The organism is Pseudomonas sp. E45-MNA-CIBAN-0222, assembly GCF_040310405.1.
GTDB lineage: Bacteria > Pseudomonadota > Gammaproteobacteria > Pseudomonadales > Pseudomonadaceae > Stutzerimonas > Stutzerimonas stutzeri_AC.
In genome coordinates this window covers 411,760-434,080 of sequence record NZ_JBEOPU010000001.1, presented here as the reverse complement: position 1 = coordinate 434,080, position 22,321 = coordinate 411,760, and the positions used below count along the sequence as shown (strand labels likewise).

The 22,321-nt window shown below is 63.3% G+C and carries 25 protein-coding genes and 1 tRNA gene; 24 read left to right on the top strand and 2 right to left on the bottom strand.

Annotation, left to right across the window (positions count from 1 at the left end):
• The first annotated feature begins 35 nt into the window (after positions 1–35).
• The 4 genes from arsB to AAEZ08_RS01965 all read left to right on the top strand — a co-directional run bounded on the left by arsB (position 36) and on the right by AAEZ08_RS01965 (position 3,128).
• A complete protein-coding gene (gene arsB / locus AAEZ08_RS01980) occupies positions 36–1,115 on the top strand; it encodes an ACR3 family arsenite efflux transporter (protein WP_500123599.1) in 1,080 nt (359 codons plus the stop codon).
• Between the two features lie 91 nt (positions 1,116–1,206).
• Positions 1,207–2,583: a permease gene (locus tag AAEZ08_RS01975; RefSeq protein WP_500123598.1), complete on the top strand. Its 1,377-nt coding sequence runs from the start codon at positions 1,207–1,209 to the stop codon at positions 2,581–2,583.
• Positions 2,584–2,591: 8 nt separating this feature from the next.
• Positions 2,592–2,822: a thioredoxin family protein gene (locus AAEZ08_RS01970; RefSeq protein WP_500123597.1), complete on the top strand. Its 231-nt coding sequence runs from the start codon at positions 2,592–2,594 to the stop codon at positions 2,820–2,822.
• 123 nt (positions 2,823–2,945) lie between these two features.
• Complete coding sequence (locus AAEZ08_RS01965) at positions 2,946–3,128, top strand: PLD nuclease N-terminal domain-containing protein (RefSeq protein ID WP_003284955.1); 183 nt, start codon at positions 2,946–2,948, stop codon at positions 3,126–3,128.
• On the opposite strand, the gene AAEZ08_RS01960 is transcribed toward AAEZ08_RS01965, so the two are convergent.
• Positions 3,129–3,374 carry a PA2433 domain-containing protein gene (locus AAEZ08_RS01960; protein ID WP_003284954.1) on the bottom strand — a complete coding sequence of 82 codons (246 nt, stop codon included), beginning with the start codon at positions 3,372–3,374 and terminating at the stop codon, positions 3,129–3,131.
• A gap of 146 nt (positions 3,375–3,520) precedes the next feature.
• Positions 3,521–3,594 (bottom strand) — tRNA-Cys (locus tag AAEZ08_RS01955).
• Positions 3,595–4,431: 837 nt separating this feature from the next.
• Here AAEZ08_RS01955 and AAEZ08_RS01950 point away from each other — a divergent pair.
• From AAEZ08_RS01950 to AAEZ08_RS01855, 20 genes are all read left to right on the top strand, one after another.
• Positions 4,432–5,184: a hypothetical protein gene (locus AAEZ08_RS01950; protein ID WP_023093477.1), complete on the top strand. Its 753-nt coding sequence runs from the start codon at positions 4,432–4,434 to the stop codon at positions 5,182–5,184.
• A gap of 118 nt (positions 5,185–5,302) precedes the next feature.
• On the top strand, positions 5,303–5,515 hold the full coding sequence (locus AAEZ08_RS01945) for an AlpA family transcriptional regulator (RefSeq protein ID WP_009459729.1): 213 nt from the start codon (positions 5,303–5,305) through the stop codon (positions 5,513–5,515).
• A 42-nt stretch (positions 5,516–5,557) separates the two neighbouring features.
• The gene (locus AAEZ08_RS01940) at positions 5,558–6,433 is read left to right on the top strand and encodes a ParA family protein (RefSeq protein ID WP_023093476.1); all 876 of its coding nucleotides are present in this window, start codon (positions 5,558–5,560) and stop codon (positions 6,431–6,433) included.
• Positions 6,417–6,665 carry a hypothetical protein gene (locus AAEZ08_RS01935; protein WP_019726333.1) on the top strand — a complete coding sequence of 83 codons (249 nt, stop codon included), beginning with the start codon at positions 6,417–6,419 and terminating at the stop codon, positions 6,663–6,665. The genes AAEZ08_RS01940 and AAEZ08_RS01935 overlap by 17 nt, the downstream gene beginning before the upstream one ends.
• Positions 6,658–8,316 (top strand): ParB family protein, encoded by a 1,659-nt coding sequence (locus AAEZ08_RS01930; RefSeq protein ID WP_023093475.1) that lies wholly within the window; start codon positions 6,658–6,660, stop codon positions 8,314–8,316. The genes AAEZ08_RS01935 and AAEZ08_RS01930 overlap by 8 nt, the downstream gene beginning before the upstream one ends.
• Before the next feature lie 15 nt (positions 8,317–8,331).
• The gene (locus AAEZ08_RS01925; protein ID WP_023093474.1) at positions 8,332–8,892 is read left to right on the top strand and encodes a DUF2857 domain-containing protein; all 561 of its coding nucleotides are present in this window, start codon (positions 8,332–8,334) and stop codon (positions 8,890–8,892) included.
• A 3-nt stretch (positions 8,893–8,895) separates the two neighbouring features.
• Complete coding sequence (locus AAEZ08_RS01920; RefSeq protein ID WP_023093473.1) at positions 8,896–10,128, top strand: STY4528 family pathogenicity island replication protein; 1,233 nt, start codon at positions 8,896–8,898, stop codon at positions 10,126–10,128.
• 318 nt (positions 10,129–10,446) lie between these two features.
• Positions 10,447–11,226, top strand: coding sequence for a PFL_4669 family integrating conjugative element protein (locus AAEZ08_RS01915; protein WP_023093472.1), 780 nt, complete (start codon positions 10,447–10,449; stop codon positions 11,224–11,226).
• A complete protein-coding gene (locus tag AAEZ08_RS01910; RefSeq protein WP_034084952.1) occupies positions 11,223–11,750 on the top strand; it encodes a DUF3158 family protein in 528 nt (175 codons plus the stop codon). The genes AAEZ08_RS01915 and AAEZ08_RS01910 overlap by 4 nt, the downstream gene beginning before the upstream one ends.
• A gap of 71 nt (positions 11,751–11,821) precedes the next feature.
• Positions 11,822–12,262 carry a single-stranded DNA-binding protein gene (locus AAEZ08_RS01905; protein ID WP_031684101.1) on the top strand — a complete coding sequence of 147 codons (441 nt, stop codon included), beginning with the start codon at positions 11,822–11,824 and terminating at the stop codon, positions 12,260–12,262.
• Positions 12,263–12,541: 279 nt separating this feature from the next.
• On the top strand, positions 12,542–14,554 hold the full coding sequence (locus tag AAEZ08_RS01900; protein WP_023093469.1) for a DNA topoisomerase III: 2,013 nt from the start codon (positions 12,542–12,544) through the stop codon (positions 14,552–14,554).
• A gap of 517 nt (positions 14,555–15,071) precedes the next feature.
• A complete protein-coding gene (locus AAEZ08_RS01895) occupies positions 15,072–16,679 on the top strand; it encodes a DNA cytosine methyltransferase (RefSeq protein ID WP_023093468.1) in 1,608 nt (535 codons plus the stop codon).
• Between the two features lie 243 nt (positions 16,680–16,922).
• Positions 16,923–17,480: a hypothetical protein gene (locus AAEZ08_RS01890; protein WP_034084950.1), complete on the top strand. Its 558-nt coding sequence runs from the start codon at positions 16,923–16,925 to the stop codon at positions 17,478–17,480.
• A 329-nt stretch (positions 17,481–17,809) separates the two neighbouring features.
• Positions 17,810–18,022, top strand: coding sequence for a hypothetical protein (locus tag AAEZ08_RS01885; protein ID WP_023093466.1), 213 nt, complete (start codon positions 17,810–17,812; stop codon positions 18,020–18,022).
• Between the two features lie 21 nt (positions 18,023–18,043).
• The gene (locus AAEZ08_RS01880) at positions 18,044–18,436 is read left to right on the top strand and encodes a hypothetical protein (protein WP_023093465.1); all 393 of its coding nucleotides are present in this window, start codon (positions 18,044–18,046) and stop codon (positions 18,434–18,436) included.
• Between the two features lie 174 nt (positions 18,437–18,610).
• Positions 18,611–19,297, top strand: coding sequence for a hypothetical protein (locus tag AAEZ08_RS01875; RefSeq protein WP_023093464.1), 687 nt, complete (start codon positions 18,611–18,613; stop codon positions 19,295–19,297).
• An 80-nt stretch (positions 19,298–19,377) separates the two neighbouring features.
• Positions 19,378–20,115: a DUF5983 family protein gene (locus AAEZ08_RS01870; protein WP_023093463.1), complete on the top strand. Its 738-nt coding sequence runs from the start codon at positions 19,378–19,380 to the stop codon at positions 20,113–20,115.
• A gap of 96 nt (positions 20,116–20,211) precedes the next feature.
• Positions 20,212–20,490, top strand: a complete 279-nt coding sequence (locus tag AAEZ08_RS01865) for a hypothetical protein (protein WP_023093462.1) — start codon at positions 20,212–20,214, stop codon at positions 20,488–20,490.
• 283 nt (positions 20,491–20,773) lie between these two features.
• Positions 20,774–21,586, top strand: coding sequence for a hypothetical protein (locus AAEZ08_RS01860; protein WP_023093461.1), 813 nt, complete (start codon positions 20,774–20,776; stop codon positions 21,584–21,586).
• A gap of 123 nt (positions 21,587–21,709) precedes the next feature.
• Entirely contained in the window at positions 21,710–22,063 is a 354-nt protein-coding gene (locus AAEZ08_RS01855; protein ID WP_023093460.1) for a DUF3085 domain-containing protein, read from the top strand.
• Positions 22,064–22,321 lie beyond the last annotated feature (258 nt).

Below are 22,321 nucleotides of genomic sequence, written 5' to 3'. Positions count from 1 at the left end.
AATCCCGATCATCATGCGAAAAGGTGTAATTAACGATGTCCAGTCAATGTGAAGTGGCCGGCAAGAAAGCCGCCGGCGTCCCGCTCGGATTCTTCGAGCGTTATCTGACGCTCTGGGTCTTTCTCTGCATCGTCGCCGGCACCCTCCTCGGTCTGGGACTGCCCGCAGCCGCACAAGCGGTCGGCGCGCTGGAAATCGCCCATGTGAACATTCCGGTCGGCCTGCTGATCTGGGTGATGATCATCCCGATGCTGATGAAGATCGATTTCTCGGCACTGCGCGAGGTTTACGCGCAGCGGGCGAGCATGGGCATAACGCTGTTCGTCAACTGGGCAGTCAAGCCATTCACCATGGCGCTGCTTGGCTGGGTATTCATCAAGCATGTCTTCGCGCCGTGGCTCCCGGCTTCCGAGCTCGATAGCTACATGGCTGGCCTGATCCTTCTCGGCGCCGCACCGTGCACGGCGATGGTCTTCGTCTGGAGCAATCTCTGTAACGGCAACGCCAACTTCACCCTGACCCAGGTGGCGCTCAACGACGTGGTGATGGTGTTCGCCTTTGCGCCAATCGTCGCGCTGCTGCTCGGCGTGTCCTCGATCCCGGTGCCCTGGGACACCCTGCTGCTCTCGGTGGTGATGTACATCGTCATTCCACTGGCCATTGCCCAATTCATTCGCGGCCGGCTGATGAAACGCGGTGAAAAGGCCTTCCAAGCGGCACTGGCGAAGGTCCAACCGTTTTCCATCGTGGCGCTGCTGGCAACCCTGGTGCTTCTTTTCTCCTTCCAGGGCGAAGCGATCGTTGCTCAGCCGTTGATCATCGCGATGCTTGCGGTACCGATCCTGTTGCAAACACTGTTCATCGCCGGGCTCGGCTATTGGCTCAACCGTCGCTTTCTGGTTCGCCATGATGTCGCCGGCCCTTCGGCGATGATCGGTGCTTCGAACTTCTTCGAACTGGCGGTTGCCGTTGCCATCGTGCTCTATGGTTTCAATTCAGGCGCGGCCCTTGCGACCGTAGTTGGCGTATTGATCGAGGTGCCGGTCATGCTCTGGCTGGTGCGCAGCATCAACCGCAGCCGTGACTGGTACAACCGGGCGTTGCCGGCTGATTGAGCTGGAACCACTCACGTTCGCTTGACCCTGATCAGCAGGGCGGCGCGCAGGCTGACTACCATCGATGCAGACGCCTGAGAGGACCACAGACATGGAGAGCCCCGCACAAGAGCAGCCTGTCTCGACCAGTGACACACCACTTTCGCTGAGAGCGCACTTGGCTAACTTCTGGCGGGGCCATCCCACCGAAGCCAAAGTGCTGCTCGGAATGTGCGCGGCGTTTCTGCTGATCTTCTTCATGCCGATGGGCCAGCCCCGTTTCGAAAACGCGGTACTGGAAGGCCTGCGTCTGACGCAGTGGTATGCCCGCGAGCATGTGATTCTCTGCCTGTTACCGGCCTTCGTCATTGCTGGTGCGATGGCCGTCTACATCAGCCAGGGCGCCGTGATGAAGCACCTCGGCCCGGCCTCGCCGAAGCCCGTGGCGTTCGGTGTAGCGTCCGTCGCTGGCACGCTGTTGGCCGTGTGCTCCTGCACCGTGCTGCCGTTGTTTGGCGGCATCTACAAGCGTGGTGCCGGCCTGGGTGCAGCAATCGCCTTTCTCTATTCGGGACCGGCGATCAATGTCATGGCCATTGTGGTCACCGCCAAGATACTGGGTGCTGAGCTTGGCATTGCCCGTGCGGTGGGCGCCATTGTGTTCGCTCTCGTGATCGGCGCCATCATGCATTTGCTCTACCGCCGTGAGGAGGATGCGCGTGCAGCCAAGAACGCACGCGGCTTCGCCGATGACGACGATGGACACCCAATTGGTGACATCGTGGCGTTGTTCAGCTTGATGATAGGCATCTTGGTATTCGCCAACTGGGCGAGCGCCGATAGCGCGACCTGGATGGTGATTCACGCGTGGAAATGGCCAATCACCGCGCTCCTCGCGATATTGCTGGCAACACTGCTGGTACGCCGTTGGAAGTGGTCGGTTAAGCCATTGCTAGCTATCGGCGCGCTGGTTGCTGTTAGCGCTCTATTTGCGCCGCAGTGGCCAGAACTGGCAATGGTTATTGGCATCGCCGGGCTTATGCTACAAGCCAGTCGCGAGAATGCGGCAGGTCAGGAATGGGTTGGGCAGAGCTGGGACTTCACCAAACAGATCATGCCGTTGCTGCTTGGCGGAGTACTGATCGCTGGCATGCTGCTCGGCCGCCCTGGCCATGAAGGGCTGATCCCCAGCGAATGGGTAGTCTGGGCTGTCGGCGATAACAGTTTCACCTCCACCCTCCTCGCCTCGGTATTGGGCGCCTTCATGTATTTTTCCACCCTGACCGAAGTGCCCATTGTCGAAGGCCTGCTGGGCGCGGGTATGGGTAAGGGCCCGGCGCTGGCAATCCTGTTGGCAGGTCCTGCGTTGTCGCTACCGAACATGCTGGTGATTCGCACCGTGCTCGGCACGCAGAAAACGATCGTGTACTGCTCGCTGGTCGTGGTGATGGCCACGCTCAGCGGCTATCTCTATGGGCAACTGATGTGAGAACGACGATGAAACTGACTGTCTATGGATCCGGCTGCGCCAAGTGCCAGCAACTCACCGCCAACGCCGAAGCGGCCGCGCGGCGTCTTGGGCTCGATTTCGAGGTTGAAAAGGTCACCGACGTCAACGCCATCATCGACGCGGGCGTCATGCGCACCCCGGCGCTGGCAATAGAGGAAGAAATCGTTGTGGAAGGCAAGGTGCCTAGCAGTGATGAGCTCCAACAACTGCTTGGCTGAGTAATGCGGTGTTTCCACCGAGCCGCACCGGCGGCACGGCATGGCTTTGCCGAACGGAACCGTTCTGCGTAGTTCACGGCGTCATAATGTGAACTGCCAGGAGAATGAGAAGTGCCCGATTCGATGACGTATCTGGCTATCGCGGCCGCAGTGGTCCTGATAGCCCTGAATCTGCTCGCGGTAATCAGCGTATTCAAAAGTGACCGAACCGTAGGCGCAAAAGCGCTCTGGGCAATCGGCATCGCTGTCTTTCCGATTCTGGGACTGCTCTTCTGGCTGCTGGTAGGTCTGCGCCGATCACGCTGATCAGGGCTTCAGGCCTAGCAGATACAGCGCCCTGCCGAGCACCCTGACCGAGTCGGCGTGCTTACCTGCCTGATGCAGTTGCTCGCCCTCCGCGCGCAACTCTCGGACCTGCTGCAGCGTGGCGGCATCTTTCGGTGGATTGGTCTTGAGCTGCTCATCAATCTTGCTCATATCCATAGGGCAATGCATCGCCAGCGCTGGGACACTGAGCAAGAAGGCGAAAACAAAGGCTGAGAGGCGTCGCATGGCTATTCTCCTGCGCAAGTTTGCTCGTGGAGTATAGATAGTGTTCATGGAGTCGCTCGCTGCCTGAAACGCTATACGACGAACAACTGTTTTCTACGCGCAAAAGAAAAAGCCCCAAGCAACGAATTGCTTGGGGCCCTTCAATATGGAGGCCGATGTCGGAATCGAACCGGCGTACACGGATTTGCAATCCGCTGCATAACCACTCTGCCAACCGGCCTCAAAACGAAGGCGCCGCATAACTTCTGCGGCGCGATCTTACAAACTGGAGCGGGAAACGAGACGTGTACTAGGACAGTAAGTCGTTGTTTCCCAAACACTTTCTTCGTTGGGCTGGCCAGCGAAGACCTCAATTGTAGCCTTGTTTTTCGTCCTCGGCAACAAATTCGTCCAAAGAGTTCCACGGACGTCCATAGAGCTGCACTCAGCACACCACACCCACGATCGGTACATCGTCGTAGGCGACTGCCTCGAACTCATCACCCACGCCCGGTTGTCTGCCCGCATCCATCATCGCGAAGACAACCCAGGTAGATGGTTCTGGTGATGGCACAAGTCGGATGCCACCTGGAAGCGCCAGCACCACAACTCACAGGCGACCTTCTGTCCAAGCTCCTTTGGAAGAACGCTCACGCTGGCCACCGCGTTCCCACACACGATTCTTTATCGATATATCAGGATGACGGGGCAAGCATGACAGGTGCGGGTTTGCTGCGTCCGGCTGGACATTGGGCGACGATTGCGGCCCCCTCGCGCTTCCTAAGACCGCTGGCATATCAGGTCATACCTAGACGGTTTTGCAGAAACCGTAACTTCTCACGACCCTGATAGCGTGAGCGTCGCTGTCGAGCCTACGTCCCGATGCTCGACCTTCTAATCGATGATTTTTGCACATCGAACACACGACGACTACCAGTTGCGCGAACTGGTGAGAAGTATTCAAACCACATGACGAAGCGGCCTTCGGGACCCACTTCCTACACAAGCGACAGGCCGACCATGAGGTCGGCGACAAAGGAGTCGGTCATGTAGTTCTTCTCCTGGAAGGAGACGGAGCATGCACGAGAACAAGAATGATGCACCAACATCAAAGGTGTTCTATCGCCCGATCGAAGCGTCCATCCGCTGGGCCGGGCTGCTGCGATACGAGCAGGTGATCCTGGCTTCGATTTCGTCGCCAAGGCGCCTGCCGCAGTCGTTGGACTGTCCACGTTGTGACGAGCTGCGGCTTTGCACCGAACGCATCTTCGACGGCATCCTCAATGGAGAACTGCCCTTCGGACGGAACGGCATCACGACGCGCGATTCCGCGCTGATCGACTCCCCTGATCTGACGGTGCGCCACGTCGATCTGAAGAGCTGGATGCGCCAGCACTATCCCGAGCAACGACCGTGCTTCCTCTTCTCCCGGAGCGAGCGCATCGCCCATCCCTTCATCTCGGTGGAAACTGGGCAGGCGATGCTAGTCGAGCGCCTGGCCCTGAAGTCCACCTTGGACCAGTACAAACGCCAACTGCATGAGTTGCAGGAAAAGCACGGGGCGCTTCTCAAGCAGATGGCGCCCTCTACTGGCGCACAGTGCCTGATCAGTGATCGCGCCGAAGCCACCTACCTGAACATTATCGGCAGCATGCTGGACCTGATGCTCGGCCAGTCGCCTTCGGGCGTGCCGTACTCCAGCTTCAAGACGCAGGAGGCGGTGGTCAGTGCATTGGTCGCCCATCACAGCGGCGCAATGGGGATCGCGGAGCGGACGCTAAACGGCAAGTTCGCCACGGCCAGACGCCGGCTGCGTAGCGCAACAGTCTGAGGTTTTCCATCTTGTATGTGCAATCGCGGAGATTGCATTTGCAATGTCTTTTCCCATCCATGTCTATTGAATGGAGGTCACGCCAACAAACGCCACTGAGCGTTCAGGAGTGACCGCCATGTCGCAAACACCTGCACTGCCCGCAAGCGAGCGCCGCATCCTGCGGCTTGATGAAGTCGAAACCAAGTCGGGTTTCAAACGCGCCCACATCTACAACCTGATGCGCAAAGGCCTGTTCCCGAAGGCGCTGCGCCTGGGCGTGCGCGCGGTCGGTTGGGACTCCATCGAGATCGATCAGTGGATCGCCGAGCGCGTCAACAACCGGGCCTGACCCGTTCTCCAGCGGACTTCCCATCCTCACACGGAGAACGCCATGCAGGTCGTATCCATCATTTCAACCAAAGGTGGCGTCGGCAAGACCACCACGGCCGCGAACCTCGGCGGGCTTGCCGCGGACGCGGGGCTGCGTGTACTGCTGCTCGACCTCGACGTGCAGCCCACCTTGTCCTCGTACTACGAGCTAGGCCACCGCGCACCTGGTGGCATCTACGAGTTGCTGGCCTTCAACGAGCGCGACCTCGGGCTGCTTGTGTCCCGCACGATCATCGAGGGCCTGGACTTGGTGCTCTCCAACGACCACCGAGGCGAGCTGAACACTTTGCTGCTGCACGCGCCGGATGGGCGCCTACGGTTGCGCCATCTCTTGCCGGTCCTGGCGCCTCTCTATGACCTGGTGCTGATCGACACCCAAGGTGCGCGCTCGGTGCTGCTGGAGATGGCGGTGCTCGCCTCCAACCTCGCGCTGTCGCCCGTGACCCCGGAAATTCTCGCGGCGCGCGAGCTGCGGCGCGGCACCATGCAGTTGCTCGAAGACATTGCGCCCTACCGGCACCTGGGCATCGAGCCTCCACCTCTGCATCTGCTCATCAATCGTGTCCACCCTGTGTCAGCCAATGCACGGCTGATCCAGCAGGCCCTGCGCGATCTTTTCCAGGACCACGCCGGCATCCGCGTGCTGGCTACCGACGTGCCGGCCATCGAGGCGTATCCGCGTGCAGCTACGCGCGGATTGCCAGTGCATCGGGTCGAATACCGCCAGCCGCCGGGCAGAGTCGCCCCCGCCGCGCTCGACACCATGCGCGGCCTCGCAGACGAACTATTTCCGCAATGGCGGCACCGATTTGCCATGGTGTCCGGCCGTCCGCCACACCCTCTTGATGCCGGGAGGTCCCATGGCGAACGCACATGAGCTTGCCCGTGGCCACAAGCGGCTTCGCGCCCTGATCGAGTTCGCGGTTGGCGAAGGTTGGCACGTCAAACGCACGCCTGGCGGCCACCTCAAGTTCACCAAGCCTGGCTGCGCCGCGATCTACACCAGCTCGACGGCCAGCGACCACCGGGCGACCCTGAATGCCCGTGCGCAAATCCGCCGCGCCGAGCGCGAGGCCCGATACCAAGCGCAGGGAGGCGGCCATGGCTGAGATCACCTCCCAGCAGATGGCCGGCAAGCTGCTCGCGGCCGGGTTCGAGCGTAGCGGCCCGTCAGCCTCGACCTTGAGCGACCCGATCGCCGACACACCCATGGTCGTGACCCTAGATCAGTTGCGCCCCTACGACCACGATCCCAGGAAAAAACGCAACCCGGCCTACGAGGAAATCAAGGCGTCCATCCGCGAGCGCGGTCTGGACGCGGCGCCGGCCATCACTCGCCGACCAGGTGAGGACCACTACATCATTCGCAACGGCGGAAATACGCGGCTGGCGATCCTGCGCGAACTATGGTCAGAGACCAAGGACGAGCGGTTTTTCCGTGTATCGTGCCTGTTCCGGCCGTGGCCCAGCCGCGGCGAAGTCGTCATGCTGACCGGCCACCTGGCCGAGAACGAATTGCGCGGGGGCCTCACGTTCATCGAGCGCGCCCTCGGCGTCGAGAAGGCGCGCGAGTTCTACGAGCAAGAAAGCGGCACTGCCTTGAGCCAGTCCGAGCTGGCCCGCCGCCTCGCCGCCGATGGCTTCCCGGTACAACAGTCGCACATCAGCCGCATGAACGACGCGGTGCAGTATCTCCTGCCCGCGATCCCGACCGTGCTCTATGGCGGTCTCGGTCGCCATCAGGTCGAACGCCTGTCGGTCATGCGCAAAGCCTGCATGCTCGCGTGGGAGCGCTACGCCAAGGGCCACCCACTGGTTCAGGACTTCGACGAATTTTTCCAGGACGTGCTGTCGCAATTCGACGTCCAGGCCGACGAGTTCTCCGCGCAGCGTGTACAGGACGAGCTGATCGGCCAGATGGCCGAGATGCTTGGTGTCGATTACGACGTGCTCGCCCTGGACATGACCGAATCCGAGAGCCGGCAGCGCGCCTTGGTCAGCGACCCAACGCCGCCCTCGACGCCGCCTGCGTTGCCGGAGCCGGGAACCATCGCGCGCCCACCTGCCAACACTGCGCCACCCATCGCAGGGGCTGCATCCGCAGCGCCGCCTGCAGGCCGACCTGCGGCAACGCCCTCGACGCGCGAGAGCGACACGGATGCCAGTCAGGCAAGTCCGGCCAACCCTGCGGTGGGTGGCGATCTGCTTCGGGAGCACATCGTCTCGCCGGCACCGACGACCGAACGGCTCCAGTCCATTCAGCGTATGGTCGCCGACCAGTTGGGTGATGCGCTGCCGCCAGACTTCTCGGTGAGCGTCTTGCAGTCCATCCCTGTGCAGGCTGGCGGGCTCTATCCGATCTCCGATGTCTGGTACATCGATCCCGGCCTGGACACAGCCGAGCGCCTGCGCATCCACATCGCACAGTTCGCCCGCGAAATCGCGGGCGAGGCAGACCTGGACGAGTGCATTGATGACCGTGCAGAGGGTATCGGTTTCGTCTGCCGGGCCCGCACCCAAAGCTCGGCGCCGCTGGGCCGTGCCGTCCTCGCGCTGTTAGCGTGCCTGGCCGGTCAGCGGCCCGCCGACGTCGGCCTGCACGACGGGCAAATCGTCATCGAACTGCCGGCGCTGCTGCACGGCCAGGGTGATGCGGCCCAGCGATTGAGCGATACCTCGCTGGTCAAGCTGTTCCGGCTGCTGCGGTTGGCCCGGCACCTGCTCGACCTTGAAGCCGGCGCTGCAGGCGTTGGAATTTGAGCGAGGGAGGCCAGCATGTCCGCACCACACCCACTCAACCAGGCCGTCATCGCCCAGGCCCTCTATGACTTGCGTAATGGGCAACTGCGCCGGTGCAAACTGATGGGGTTTGGCGAGGAAGAACTGGACGCCCTCAAGCATCCCGCGCTGATCAGCGTGCTCGCCAACGCTAACGTCTCCTGGTGCTCGGTGACGGTCAACCGCGAAGTGCTCCGGCGACTGCTCAAGCAGGCGCAGGACGTGGAGAAGGAAATCGCCACGGTCGATCGCATGCTCAGGCTGGGCGCGAGCACCGAGATGGTCAGTCGGTTCTATGGCCTGACCCATCAGGAGGTGGCGCTTCGCCGCGAAATCCTCGGCCTGCCGAAGCGCAAGGGCCGCCACCCCGTGCTGGATGAGAAACAGGACACGGAGCTGTGGCGGCAATGGAAGGCCGTGACCGGCAGCAGAAATGTCGATCTCGAAGACGAAACCTCCATCCTCGACGCCACCATGGACTTGGCCGAAGGCATGTCGCTGCCTCTGTCGGTGGTCTGGGCCTCGATCAAGAGCTGGGTCGATCAGGGATTGGGTTGAGCCATGGCCGTGGACAACACCACACCACGCCGTGGCCCCGTCGCACTCGCGGACCTGTTCGACGCCGCCTTGAAAGACCTCGTGCCCAAGCCCAGCCCCAGTGCGCCAGCACCCATGCCTGCGCCGACGCCCGCCACGTCCGGCGATGCCTTCCTCTTCAGCGGCAACCGGCATGAGACCGTGCCGCGGCGGCTGTTCCTCGACCGTCGCCTGACGCCGCTGGAGCGCAACGCCTGGCAGGTGTTCCGGCTGATGCTCAACGACGATGGCGTGACCGCCTTCCCGACTTATGAGCAGCTTCGCCCCTGGCTGGCGTCGATGCCCTGCGCCGGGCAGGCCTCGCATGAAACCGTGGCCCGAGCGTTGACACTGTTGCGCCTCACCAGATGGTTGAGCCTGGTGCGGCGACGGCGTGACCCCAAGACCGGCCGCATCCTCGGCAACCTCTATGTTCTGCACGACGAACCACTGACGCCCTTCGAGGCCATGCAGCTCGACGCCGACTACCTGGCACTGGTCAGCCAGTCCCTTGGCCATTCGGCCAAGGCCGTCCAGATGGTCGGCCTGAACACCCTCAAGGAGATCGCGGAAGATCCGCTGCTCTCTGGGCGCACACTGCCGTCGCGGCTGCAAGTCCTGGCAGAACGCCTCGCCAGCCAAGGCATCACGGCCGCCGAGAGTTATCCACAGGAGGATGCCGCCCACGAATCCGAAGAAGGAGCATCGAGCCTTCTTCGGAATGCGGATGACCCATCTTCGGAATCCGAAGCAGGGGCGAAACCCGCGCCAGACGCCTCTCTTCGGAATCCGAAGCAGGCCCGTACAGTACGTAGTAGTCGTATTAATGAAGTACGTACTACCGCGCAGGCGCGCGCGCTGGGCGATTTGCAATGGCCCAAGCGCTTCACGGAACTGAAGGCAGAGCAGCAGACAGGTGCCAGGGTGGCATTGCAGCAGGTCGATGCCGCGCTGAGACAGGCCGTGCTGGACGAATGGGCCACACGATGCAGCAATCATGGCATCCGCAATCCTGCGGGGTATCTGTTCGGCATCATCCAGCGCGCCATCCATGGCGAGTTCAATGCCTGGGCCAAGAAAGACGCGCCATCGGCATCCGTCCCGCCAAACGAGCGGCCACCACCAGCACCGCCACCTCAGCCGCAGGGTAAGCCAGTGCCACCGGAAGTCGCCAAGCAGCACATCGAGCGGCTACGCAATCTGCTCGCCAGCAATTGAGTCGGCATGCAAGGTGGTGAAAGTAGATGTCCATGGCCGCCAGTAGAGCTATCCCCTGGGGATAGTTCCGCTGCTGGGCACAACACCAGGCTGTCGCAGGCCTGGGATCGACCCTCTGCCGCAGCATCGGTGTTGTCCCCCCTGATCCCGGCGTGCAGCGTTCGTTGGCGCTCCATGGAGCTATCCCCAGGGGATAGCTCATGCCGCATGCAACCGCCACGCCCTAAACCGGGGCCGGCCGGGATTCGGATTCTTGACTGACTGCCTTCCGCTTCCTGCCGAAGCTGGCCGCTCCTTTTCCAACAACGAGCGGACACCATGGCAACCAATGAACCTCTGCAACTGAATCTCGGCTCCCTGCGCAGTGCGATGTCGCTGACCCTGCACACCCACCACGCTTCCCGCATCTGGCACGGCCGCGCCGCCACCGAGGGGCGACCGGGCATCGTCGGCCTGAACGGCTACATCGCTCAGATGAACAAGATGCGGCGGGGCTCGGAGCAGGACGACCCGTACAGCGACTTCTGGATGCTGCGCATCGAGGAAAAGCTCGACCACACCAAGGCCACGCTGCAATCGCTGCGCGAGCAGGTGGACCAGGCGCTGGCGAGCGTGCCGCCAGCGCTTAGCCTGGGCGAAAACCTCAACGTGCAGCCGGTCAAGCTGCCGCTCTTCGTCAACGCGCAGCTCGGCTTTGCCGCGGTCTATCTTCTGGCCGACTACGACGACATCGCCCGCAAGCTGATCCTCGCCCATCACACCGCGCTCATTGACCGCAGCACCTTGGAACGCTGGCTCAACGAGGGCGCACATTCACTGCGCAGCCTGTTCTCGCTGGCCCAGCAGTACCGCTATTCGGGCTGCACACGCGATGATTTCGCGTCGAAGAATGCCGCAGCGCGGGCCGCGCTGGAGAAGTACGGCGAACTGCCGCAGGACGTGCTGGAAGGCACTCGCCGCTCGAAGTTTGCGCCGCCCATCGTGCGCCGTGGCCTGCAGCAGCGCAGCGACGGTCCTGCCGAAGCACCTCCGCCCGGAGATGAAGCCACCACCGCAGAGCCGCCCGAAACCGCAGCCGACGAGGACGAGCCGGCATGAGCGATCCGAACCAACCGACCCGCTACTTCCGAGGCCTGCAACAGGGTGCCTTCATGCGGCTGGAACACGCAGCCTCTCTAAAAGGCCTTTTAAAGCCTTTTAAGGGTAAAGGGGACTTCGAGGCCTGGGCCAGCCAGTGCTTCGCCATGCGCGACGAGTTGATTGCCCTGGCACAGCGACAGGTGCTGGAGCAGGCATGCGGGCACCCCTTCCACCTGCTGTCCATCGAACTGGCCCAACAGACCACCGGCGCAGGAACCGTCTTCTTGCGCTGGCGCAGGCACGACAGGTCGGCCATGGGCGTGGCGCTGTGGCGGGAGCTGATCGCCAGCACCAGCACGCCCGTCAACCTGCTGGCCGACCTGCACGCGATCGAGCTGCAGCGCATCACGTTGAACATGCAGATCAGCCTGCTGCACACCTTGGGCAGGCAGGCGCAGGAATGCGCCAGCAAGGCGGCCCAGGCGGACGACGCCTACCTGCGCCGACTCACGCCCATTCCCGCCGCAATGCGCGATCGATGATTGCGCCGGGCATCCAGCACGCTCCCGACGCCGACGAGGCACGGGTATTCAACCACCACGGAGATCACACCATGAGCACGCATTTTTCCGGCGAAGGCAACATCGGCTCGCCACCGGAGTACCGCGAATTCCCCAACGGCAACGACGAACCCAGCCGCCTGCTGCGCCTGAACGTCTATTTCGATAACCCCGTACCCAAGAAGGATGGCACCTTTGAGGATCGGGGCGGCTTCTGGGCGCCGGTGGAAATCTGGCACCGCGACGCCGAGCACTGGAAGGACCTGTACCAGAAAGGCATGCGCGTGCTGGTCGTCGGCCGCATGGAGCGCGAACCCTGGACGGACAACGAGGATCAGCCGCGCGAGACCTGGCAGATCAATGCGCGCAGCGTCGGCATCCTGCCGTTCCGCATCGAATCCGTGACCCTCAGCCCAAAGCTGCAGGAGGCAGAGCCCAAGCCCCAGGCCGCGCAGGAACCGGCTGCGCCGAAAGAATCCAAACGCAGGAAGTGAACCAGCTTGGAGGGCGGTGGCACGTCTTCGCCGCCCTCCATGCGCTGGTGGAGCTATCCCCAGGGGATAGCTCCACCAGCGTCCACTGAATTCCACGCGCTCCCGCAAATCGCGGCTCCCGATCCGCACACCTGCGGCCACGCGCGCCTCCCGTACAAGCGATTCCATCCCGTGAAAGCGGTCGCCGCCGCATGCGGCTTGTTTGCTGCTGCCCCAGGCGGCGCTCGGCATCCTCGATTCCAGCAACTCCATGAACAACGGGAATCGGGATGGACGGACATGCGGCTGTTCTTGTGCGAGAAGCCCTCCCAGGGCAAAGACATTGGCCGGATTCTCGGTGCCACGCAGCGCGGTGAAGGCTGCCTCAACGGTTCCGGCGTCACCGTCACCTGGTGCATCGGCCATCTCGTCGAAGCGGCAGCCCCCGAGGTCTATGACACGGCGCTCAAGCGCTGGTCGCTGGAGCAGTTGCCCATCATTCCTCAGCACTGGCGGGTCGAGGTCAAACCGAAAACCGCCACGCAGTTCAAGGTCGTCAAGGCGCTTCTGGCGAAGGCGACCCAGCTTGTCATCGCCACTGATGCCGACCGCGAAGGCGAGTTGATCGCCCGCGAGATCATCGATCTGTGCGGCTACCGCGGTCCCATCGAGCGGCTGTGGCTGTCGGCGCTCAACGATGCGTCCATCCGCGCCGCGCTCGGCAAGCTCCGGCCGTCGGCCGAGACCCTGCCGATGTACTACTCGGCACTGGCGCGCTCTCGGGCGGACTGGCTCGTCGGCATGAACCTCAGCCGCTTGTTCACGGTGCTGGGACGACAGGCCGGCTATGACGGCGTGCTGTCGGTCGGCCGCGTCCAGACCCCCACGCTCAAACTGGTCGTGGACCGCGACCGCGAGATCGCCGCCTTCGTGTCCGTGCCGTACTGGGCCATCGACGTGTCCCTGTCCGCTGGTGGCCAGACTTTCACCACGCAATGGGTTCCCCCGAAAGCATGCACCGACGACGCCGGCCGCTGCCTGCAGCAGCCCATCGCGCAGCACGCCGCGCAGCAGATCCGCGTCGCGGACAGCGCCCAGGTGGTGTCGGTCGAAACTGAGCGCGTGCGGGAAGGCCCGCCGCTGCCGTTCGACCTGGGGACCTTGCAGGAGGTGTGTTCCAAGCAGCTTGGGCTGGATGTGCAGGAGACCTTGGACATTGCTCAGGCCCTGTACGAGACGCACAAGGCCACGACGTACCCGCGCTCCGATTCGGGATACCTGCCCGAAAGCATGTTCGCCGAGGTGCCAACGGTTCTCGACAGCCTGGTCAAGACCGATCCGTCGCTGCGACCGATCATGGACCAGCTCGACCGCACTCAACGCTCACGCGCCTGGAACGACGCAAAGGTATCCGCGCACCACGGCATCATCCCGACGCTCGAACCGGCGAACCTCTCGACCATGAGTGAGAAGGAACTGGCAGTGTATCGGCTGATCCGGGCGCACTACCTGGCGCAATTCCTTCCTCACCACGAGTTCGACCGCACCGTGGCGAACCTCTCCTGCGGCCAGCAGACGCTGGCGGCCACCGGCAAGCAGGTCGTCGTCAAGGGTTGGCGCCTGGTGCTGGCCGAACCGCAAATTGAGGAGGATGGCGCCCCTGCGGCGCGCAGCCAGGTACTGCCCGCGCTGCGCGAGGGGCTGGCATGTCAGGTGGCCGACGTCGATCTGAAGGCGCTCAAGACGCTGCCCCCTCGGTCTTATACGCAAGGCGAGTTGGTCAAGTCCATGAAGGGCGTCGCCAAACTGGTCTCGGACCCGCGCCTGAAACAGAAGCTCAAGGATACGGTCGGCATCGGAACCGAAGCGACGCGGGCCAACATCATCAGTGGCCTGCTGACGCGGGGCTACCTCGTGAAGAAGGGCCGCGCCATCCGTGCCTCGGATGCGGCCTTCACCCTGATCGACGCGGTACCCACAGCGATTGCCGACCCAGGGACAACCGCCGTCTGGGAACAGGCGCTGGACATGATCGAAGCTGGGCAGCTCACGCTGGACGTATTCATCAGCAAGCAGGCTGCATGGATCTCACAGTTGATCGCGCAGTACGGCAACACGTCCCTGTCCATCAAGGTTCCCCAAGGGCCGGCTTGCCCGCAGTGCGGCGCGCCCACGCGCCAGCGCACCGGCAAGAGCGGCCCGTTCTGGTCGTGCAGCCGCTACCCCGACTGCAAAGGCACTCTGCCGGTCGAATCCGGCACGTCCAAGCGTAGTGCCTCGCGTCCGCGCAGTGGCGGCCGCAAAGGCTCCTGACCGACCCCGTTCCCCGTGAGCCGTGCCCGCCATCGGCGGCGCGGCCTGTGTCCCGCATGCCCTGCGGGACGCCCAGCGCGCAACGCCTTCTTGTCCGTGTGCGCGTCCCGCTTGGTCATCCCCGGCCGCGGGACCTGAAGGTAGCTTCTCCGCGAACCGCCTCCCGCGTTCTGCTGATCTGCATTTCTCCCGCCTCTGCGAAGGGTCCCCCGATGGCTTGCCAGGCTGCGCGAGCCACCCGGAGACCCTTCGTGGTCAGCGGTATTCGGTGCCGGTGCCCGCCGGCGCAAAAACGGGCTCCCTTTGTGCGCGGATGTGCGCCAGACGATGCCGGCGCGAACCACGACATGCGCCGGGTGTGATTGCTGATGAGCAGACGGTTCTAGCGACGACCGGGCCTGCACCAGCCCACGGGTGGTTCTTTCCTCCCGAGCCGAAGGCCGCAAGGCCTTCGGCGCCTTTCTCCTGCCTATCAACGTCCCGGCCCGCCCCGGGCCACACGAACAGGAGACCCGACATGAACCCGCAACCTTGCACCCTTCGCGGTGCGCCCCAGGCCGCGCCACTGCTGTATGGCAGCGTGTGCAGCGGCATCGAGGCCGCGAGCCTCGCCTGGCAACCCCTCGGCCTTGAAGCCGCGTGGTTCGCCGAGATCGACCCGTTCCCGAGCGCCGTGCTCGCTCACCGTTACCCCCACGTGCCCAACCTGGGCGACATGACCGCGATCGCCCGTCAGGTGCGCGCCGGCACCGTGCCGGCGCCCGACATCCTGGTCGGCGGCACGCCATGCCAGTCGTTCAGCGTTGCCGGCGCCCGCCAGGGACTGGATGACCCGCGCGGCGCCTTGACCCTTGCCTATGTGGAGCTTGCAAATGCCATCGACCAAACCCGCCACCAAGACCGCCGCCCGCCGGCAACGCTCGTCTGGGAAAACGTCCCCGGCGTCCTCAACGACCGCAGCAATGCCTTCGGACATTTCCTGGGCGCACTGGCCGGCGAAGGCCGTGCGCTCCAGCCGCCAGGGGAAAAATGGGCGCACGCTGGTTGTGTGTCTGGACCCCGCCGCCGCATCGCCTGGCGCGTGCTCGACGCTCAATATTTCGGTGTCGCCCAACGCCGCAAGCGCGTGTTTCTTGTGGCAAGTGGTGGAGATGGTCTCGATCCCACCGAAGTACTTTTTGAGCGCGCAGGCCTGCTCGGGGATTCTTCTGCGGGCCGCGCGCCGTGGCAAGAAGCTGCCCGCGCTACTGAACCGGGTGCTGCAGCAGCAGGCGGATACGCAGGATTCGCCGGGCTGACGCAGCCCTACGGCAAGGTCACCACGATGTTCGGATTCAGCGGCGGCACCGGCCCCGTCGATGTTGCGGCATGCCTGATGGCCGCGGGTCCCAAGCACGACATCCGCACCGAGACGTTCATGGTGCAGTCCGTCGCCGGCAGCATCGCCCATACCCTCGACACCGCCAACAACGGCAAGGGCAGCAGCGAGGACGGCACCGGCAAGGGCGTGCCGATCATCGCCTTCACCGCCCAGGGCAGCGGCGCGGATGCCACGATCGACCTGACGCCAACGCTGCGTGCCGGCGGGCATCGCAACAGTCATGCAAACGCCGGCGTCGTACCCGCCATCGCCTTCGCGCAGAACAACCGCGGCGAAGTGCGCTTCGAGTCAGGCCATGGACAGGTAGCTTGCACCGTCCTGTCCAACGGCAAGCCGGGCTACGGCGTGCCCATGGTGACCTGCGTTGCCCTCCGGGGACGGCCGCAGGGTCTTGCCGCCGAGCTGGGCGGCAGCGTAGCGGCCGCGCTGCGTACCAGCGGCGGCGGTGCTGACAAGCCCCATGTGCTGGCCCCCGACTTCGAGGCCCATTTCCGCTACGACTGGAACGACCCCGGCCCCGGCGACTGGTCGCAATGGCGGGTGCGGCGGCTGATGCCGATGGAGTGCGAGCGGCTGCAGGGCATGCCCGACGACTACACGCTGATCCCGTATCGCGGGAAGCCTGCCGCTGACGCTCCGCGCTACAAGGCGATCGGCAACTCCATGGCCGTCCCATGCATGGCTTGGCTGGGCAACCGGCTGGTGCAGTGCCTGCACAAGACGGGCTCGACCGCTTCGGATTGATCGACGACGCAGCCTGCGCGCCGCGCCATTCTCGTCCCTGCATTGCCGATGTATCGGCAGCAGCCCGCAGCCAGGGTGTCAAGGCTGCCGTGGGTTCCGCCCACGCCACCCGCCAGTTCGCTTCGGCATCTCACCGGCGAACGCTGCCCACCGGGGCATCGATGCCTCCTTTCTCTAACCCACGGGATGGTCGCCACGTCCCGTCAGGGGCATGTCGCCACCCGGTCGATTTCAGGACTTTCCATGGACACCATCACCAAGCAAGACCGCATCATGCTGAAGAACCTCAAGGTCGCCGACTTCGCCAGCGAGGAAACGCTGTGCTTCACCGCGACCGTCGTGTTCGACGGCACTCCCATCGCCGAGGCCCGCAACGACGGGCATGGCGGCTCGACATTCCTCCGCGCGCTCAATAACAAGACGACGCTGCTGGCTCAGGCCGAAGCCTTCGCCAAGGAACTGCCGCCTGCGCCGCTCGATCTCGGCCAGGAGGGTGAAGACCCCCATTACATCGACATGACGCTCGACTTCCTGGTCGATGAGCTGGCCGATGCCATGCACGCGGAACGCAAGGTGCGAGCCGCTTTCAACCGCGACATCGGCAACAAGGTGCTGTTCATCAAGGACGGCAAACTGCTGTTCATCAAGGGCATCAAGCTCAAGGCCATCGCCGACCGCAAGGCGTACTTCGCTTCGCTGCGCGCCCGGCAGGCCCAGCCCATCGTCATCCTCGCCGAGCTTCCGCCCGAGCAGGCATTCGACCTGTGGAAGCAGCATGTCCTGGGCGACAAGCCCGATTGACCCAGCGCCACCGCACCCTCCTGACAGCCCCGCACTCGATGCGGGGCTTTTCTTTTCTGCGCCCATCAATCGGGGCTGGGTCGGATGCCGTTTTCCCACTGACGCCGAGCGGCCCTCGCACGAAGCTGCCCGCATGTTCGCTGATTCGTCAGCACATGCCAGCAGCCAGGGTTCCAGGCTGCCGCGGGTCCCTCCCGCGTTGCCCACCAGTCCGCATCGCATCAAGTCTGCGGACGCGCGTCCTCGTGACGTCGATGCCTTTTATCAACCGCGTGCGGGAGCTGCCATCCCGTGAGGGACAAGGCCCCGCTTTTCAAAGGAGTCCGTCCATGTCCCAGCAAGCCTCTTTCGGCCAACTGGCCTCGACCTACTGCGGCAAGTTCCTGCCGCTCGAAGTCCTGCAAAGCGCCGCCGGTCACTACATCGGCACGCGCGATACCGAAGGTCCCGTTTCGCGGGAATCCCGCGAGTACTTCCGCAGCTACGCCGCGGCTCAACGTGCGCTCGAAAGAGGCGGCTGGACCCAGCTCGCCACGCCCTGATCCAACTGGAGGAATCACGTCATGAACCAGCTTCTGCCACAGGAAGTCGTCGATCAGATCATGCGGGAAGAGCAGCATTTCGCTGCCGCGCCCCAAGCCTTCTTCGAGGCCTGGAAGCGTGGTGTCGAGATCGCCGGCCCGCAATGGTTCGGCGACGGCACCCGCGAAGGCCTGAACCAGGCCAACACCAAGTGGGATTTGCGTCCCGACATGCTGCGGCTCAACGATGCCCTCGGCGTCCTGAGCAGCGGCGAACGCATGTTCCTGTCCGCCATGGTCAGCTTCTACAACGCGCGCGAGGGCGGTGCCATGCTCAAGCGCTGCCACTTCGACGGGCTGTCGGACTTCGACGGTCTCGACCTGGAACGCCGCAAGGTCATCGCCGACCTGCTGGTGAACTACAGCGGCTGGTGAGCCGGTCTCCGGCACGCCACTGTCCTCTCGATCCCACGTGAGGGACATGCGCCCATGAGGCCATGTCCCTCAATTTTTCTTACCCATCGCCCGGCGCCAACGGCCTTGGGCTATTCCCGCGGATGCCATCGTCCGCATGGGCTGGCTCCGCTCACTTCCCCGAAAGGAGCCACCATGGCAAACAACTACTACGAAGGCACGGGCGTTCTCGTGCTCGACCGCGTTACTCCCGTCATCAAGGCGCTGTTCGGCGCCTTTGCGCTGGATGAAAACCATCCCGGCAATGGGCAGGCTTACATCGCCCAGATCGCCGAGACCAATGACCCGCGCTGGACGGATGTGCTGGATGGCCTGGAAGACCTGGCCACACAACTCGGCATCCCCATGCCCGACGACGAAGAACTGTCGATTCCACCTCTGCTTGAACGGCTGGCCGCGCACTTCGGTGCTGACCAGGACTGGGAGCTGGAGAACCTCATCGAGCACCACCAGTTCGAGGACAGCGCCGACCTGGAAGCCTTGTTTCTGATCGCCTCCTGCCTCGATGACGGTCATCACCTGACCGCCATCCAGTTCGAGGGTTGCTGGCATTGCAGCAAACCGAGGCTGTTCGAGTTCGGCGGCAACGGCTGCTACCTGAGCCGCGAGGCCCAGGTCTTCAGAACGTCCTCGCAGGCACTCCAACTCGGCGACCAACTGCGCAAGACCATCGTGGCCACCGACATCGAAGAGGCCTCGGCGTTGATCGCGCTGGAGGCCGCCAACCTGCTTGCCGGCATCACCGACGAGCATTTCCGCCTGAATGTGCGCCATCGCATCGCCGAACGGCTGGCCCAGACGCCAACGATCAGCGCCGACTGACGCATTTTCCACTTTCAACCCACCGGGTCCAATTCCCGGTGGCGGGGATTGGCTCCATTATTCAAATCTGGAGAGTTGCCATGTCCCTGAAACCCAATCCATTTCTCCGCGGCTACTGGAATCTGAAAATCGTCCGCACGCTGTGCATCAGCTACGAGGACGGAAGCCCGCATGTTTGGCGAATCGTCCACGCGAGCCAAAAGCACTTTTCCGACGAGGAACTGATTTCATCCTCGTGCATCATCACCAGCGATTTCGCCGTGGTCAAAAATGGTCCCCAACCCGTGAATGCCGAGGTACTGGCCGAATGCGATGCCGGAGAAGGTGTCAGCGGTGAAGGCGTAATCGGCGCCGTGGTCTATGCCATCCATGGCGACGACTTCGACGGCCGCCCCATCCACGTCGGCGATACCTATTCGGCTGAAGCGGCACGGGAAGTCGTGCAGCGCCTGAGTTTCGAGACCGGCTACTACAGCCGGTGCTGGGAAATCAGCAGTGCACACATAAGCGAGGAAACCGGCCAATACCTCGCCAACCTGGCAGACCTCGCCACGCCGGAGGCATTCCTGTTCATCGCGTTCCGGGTTCCTTACAGCCCGGCGATCGGCATCAAGCTGATCTCCACCCCCTGGACGGACAAGAACCTGGAGCGCGTCGAGGGGATCAGTGCGGAGCAGCTTCGCCAGGAGCACCGAAGCAAGGGCATGCCGGATGACCTGGCGAACGTCATTGAACTGGCCGGCCAGGCCGATGTGCGCATCCTGATTCTCGACGCCGACGCACCCGTGCTGTTGGGCCTGCCGTTGGCCGAGTCCTAGCAGCCACGCGACACAACATCCTTCCTCTTTGTTCTCCCCATACCAGCCCGTCTCCCTCCCGGAGCCGGGCTGGTTCATTTTCATAGGAGCAACCTCATGTTCCCCAACCTCATCCCTAGCACGTCCGACTTCGAGTACCAGCTCGGTTCCTGCGTCAATGCCATGGGCCAGGACGACGCCATCGGCCAGATCCTGGTATTCGAGCGCATGAGCGGCACGCTGCACATGCGCCATGTCGCCAGCGTCGAACTGGTGGACACCGACATTGACGACTACGAAATGGTCGTCTTCGACGGTGGCAACACCAGCGGCGATACATGGAAACATGTCTTCTTCCCACGTCAGCGAGAACACTACTTCGTGTACGAAGCCTGACCCAACCAAGCCCCTTTCGAGGGGCTTTTTCTTGTCCGAAGCGCTGGAAAGCGGGTGCGACGCTGTGCGATTTCTTGCGGGCAGGCCGCCCATTTCAGAGCCATCCTTGCTCCATGTTCGTCGGCGTTGCCGACACATGCCCTGGCAGCCGAGGCCTTCAAGGCTGCAAGTGCGGGACACCGTGCTGGTCGATTCTTCCTACGGACGTACCGCGTCCATCCACCCACAAGGGACCTCTCCCTTGTGGGCGGGGAATCCCTTGTTCTTTCTCAAGGAGATTCCCATGGATCGCTCTCTCATCAAGACCCTGATGCCTTCGCTTGTCGCAGGCCATGTGCCCCGCAACGTGCGGTCGTTCAAGTACCGCGTGTTCGATGATCAGCCGCAATCCTCGACGCTGGGCTTCGCCATCGATCCCCAACCCTTCGACGGCAAGGTGGTCGCGGCGAATGACGATGCCATCGTCGTCAAGCTCAAGCCCAGCGAGTTCGCGGTGCTCGACCCCAACCTGGTGACCACCGTCCCGAGCGAGGGCGCCAAGGTTCATGTCCAACCCTACGCCCGGCGACGTTTCGACGGCCTGCGCGCGGACACCCCGGAAGTCGTTACCGAGAAGACTTCGGATGGCACGCCTTACACCATCACGAGGCATATCCTCGGCAAAGCGCCCGCCAAGCTGCCCATTCCCGAGCCGCAGTGCATGGAACTGGGCCAACTCATCGAGCAGTTGGAGGAGATGCCCGCGCCCGACGGGTTCCGGTGCATCACCCACATGCTGGTCGATGCAGGTGCCCGCGACTTCGTCTGGGTCGATCCCAAGCCCTCCAAGATCATCGAGACCCCGCCGGCGATCAGCTTCACGGTTTCAACCACCAAGTTCGAGGGTCAGGTGACGATCCTCTACGACCGTGGCGGCGACACCTACGTGGTGGAGCTGCATCGCGACGGTGAATTGATCGATCGGCACGACGAGGTGTATTTCGACATGCTCGGTGACGTGCTGGAGCGGCTCATCGACGACGGGCGCTGGCGCCTGATCGACGTCAGCGTGATCGACGCCAAAGCTCCTCGGCGACGTCAGGCGGTTCCAGCCTGACATGCCAGACAGGAAGCCCAGCGGCACGACTGACCAGTCCATAGCCTACCGGCGACTGCCCCACAAGCCTTCCATCCGTTTGGGTGGAGGGCTTTTTCTTAATCCATACAGGAGATTTCAACCATGTCACTGCGATTCAGAGGCTCCGACCTGCGCCCCGTGCTTGCCGAGGCCATCGCCAACCAATGCCGCGTCGCCCTGGCCAAGGACCAGGGCGTGTACTTCCTCGCCGAGCGCGGAGAGCGCCGCCCCGATGGCCGCGTGAAGCTGCTGGCCTATGCCGTCGGCTGCAACCCGGATATCGACCCGTTCGATGACTGGTGGGAACTGGCACGCGCCGAACTTGGAGGCGACGACTTCGGCGAGTTCTTCGACCCGAAAGACAGCGTTTTCACTCGCATTCTGCAAAGCTCAGATGATCTGGAGCTGTCCGCCACCGCTACGCATCTGTCACTGGCGGCGGTGGAATCGGCGTAGTCAAAAATGTCCGCATACCCTTTGAAGCCCCCATTTTGGGGGCTTCTTTTTGGGCGGAACTGGGCAGCCTGGAAAAAATGGGAAGCGCCCGGATGCCGATTGATTGCTGTCGCACGCGCGAGGCCCGGCGATGCTGCCCCCATGCCTGCTGACGTCGTCAGCGACATGCCAGGCAACCATCGGTCTTCGAGGTTGCGGCGCAGTTTCGACTGCGTGACCGAGCCAGCTCGCACCGCATCCATTCGCGAGCGGCCACCA

What these genes read in the sequence shown, in the direction of transcription:
- AAEZ08_RS01870 (WP_023093463.1), top strand. Translation starts at nt 19,378, where the DNA reads ATGTCCCTGAAACCCAATCCATTTCTCCGCGGCTACTGGAATCTGAAA.
- AAEZ08_RS01880 (WP_023093465.1), top strand. Translation starts at nt 18,044, where the DNA reads ATGAACCAGCTTCTGCCACAGGAAGTCGTCGATCAGATCATGCGGGAA.
- AAEZ08_RS01905 (WP_031684101.1), top strand. Translation starts at nt 11,822, where the DNA reads ATGAGCACGCATTTTTCCGGCGAAGGCAACATCGGCTCGCCACCGGAG.
- AAEZ08_RS01860 (WP_023093461.1), top strand. Translation starts at nt 20,774, where the DNA reads ATGGATCGCTCTCTCATCAAGACCCTGATGCCTTCGCTTGTCGCAGGC.
- AAEZ08_RS01865 (WP_023093462.1), top strand. Translation starts at nt 20,212, where the DNA reads ATGTTCCCCAACCTCATCCCTAGCACGTCCGACTTCGAGTACCAGCTC.
- AAEZ08_RS01945 (WP_009459729.1), top strand. Translation starts at nt 5,303, where the DNA reads ATGTCGCAAACACCTGCACTGCCCGCAAGCGAGCGCCGCATCCTGCGG.
- AAEZ08_RS01895 (WP_023093468.1), top strand. Translation starts at nt 15,072, where the DNA reads ATGAACCCGCAACCTTGCACCCTTCGCGGTGCGCCCCAGGCCGCGCCA.
- AAEZ08_RS01965 (WP_003284955.1), top strand. Translation starts at nt 2,946, where the DNA reads ATGACGTATCTGGCTATCGCGGCCGCAGTGGTCCTGATAGCCCTGAAT.
- AAEZ08_RS01925 (WP_023093474.1), top strand. Translation starts at nt 8,332, where the DNA reads ATGTCCGCACCACACCCACTCAACCAGGCCGTCATCGCCCAGGCCCTC.
- AAEZ08_RS01935 (WP_019726333.1), top strand. Translation starts at nt 6,417, where the DNA reads ATGGCGAACGCACATGAGCTTGCCCGTGGCCACAAGCGGCTTCGCGCC.
- AAEZ08_RS01930 (WP_023093475.1), top strand. Translation starts at nt 6,658, where the DNA reads ATGGCTGAGATCACCTCCCAGCAGATGGCCGGCAAGCTGCTCGCGGCC.
- AAEZ08_RS01920 (WP_023093473.1), top strand. Translation starts at nt 8,896, where the DNA reads ATGGCCGTGGACAACACCACACCACGCCGTGGCCCCGTCGCACTCGCG.
- AAEZ08_RS01885 (WP_023093466.1), top strand. Translation starts at nt 17,810, where the DNA reads ATGTCCCAGCAAGCCTCTTTCGGCCAACTGGCCTCGACCTACTGCGGC.
- AAEZ08_RS01910 (WP_034084952.1), top strand. Translation starts at nt 11,223, where the DNA reads ATGAGCGATCCGAACCAACCGACCCGCTACTTCCGAGGCCTGCAACAG.
- AAEZ08_RS01900 (WP_023093469.1), top strand. Translation starts at nt 12,542, where the DNA reads ATGCGGCTGTTCTTGTGCGAGAAGCCCTCCCAGGGCAAAGACATTGGC.
- AAEZ08_RS01875 (WP_023093464.1), top strand. Translation starts at nt 18,611, where the DNA reads ATGGCAAACAACTACTACGAAGGCACGGGCGTTCTCGTGCTCGACCGC.
- AAEZ08_RS01915 (WP_023093472.1), top strand. Translation starts at nt 10,447, where the DNA reads ATGGCAACCAATGAACCTCTGCAACTGAATCTCGGCTCCCTGCGCAGT.
- AAEZ08_RS01975 (WP_500123598.1), top strand. Translation starts at nt 1,207, where the DNA reads ATGGAGAGCCCCGCACAAGAGCAGCCTGTCTCGACCAGTGACACACCA.
- AAEZ08_RS01855 (WP_023093460.1), top strand. Translation starts at nt 21,710, where the DNA reads ATGTCACTGCGATTCAGAGGCTCCGACCTGCGCCCCGTGCTTGCCGAG.
- arsB (WP_500123599.1), top strand. Translation starts at nt 36, where the DNA reads ATGTCCAGTCAATGTGAAGTGGCCGGCAAGAAAGCCGCCGGCGTCCCG.
- AAEZ08_RS01970 (WP_500123597.1), top strand. Translation starts at nt 2,592, where the DNA reads ATGAAACTGACTGTCTATGGATCCGGCTGCGCCAAGTGCCAGCAACTC.
- AAEZ08_RS01950 (WP_023093477.1), top strand. Translation starts at nt 4,432, where the DNA reads ATGCACGAGAACAAGAATGATGCACCAACATCAAAGGTGTTCTATCGC.
- AAEZ08_RS01890 (WP_034084950.1), top strand. Translation starts at nt 16,923, where the DNA reads ATGGACACCATCACCAAGCAAGACCGCATCATGCTGAAGAACCTCAAG.
- AAEZ08_RS01940 (WP_023093476.1), top strand. Translation starts at nt 5,558, where the DNA reads ATGCAGGTCGTATCCATCATTTCAACCAAAGGTGGCGTCGGCAAGACC.
- AAEZ08_RS01960 (WP_003284954.1), bottom strand. Translation starts at nt 3,374, where the DNA reads ATGCGACGCCTCTCAGCCTTTGTTTTCGCCTTCTTGCTCAGTGTCCCA.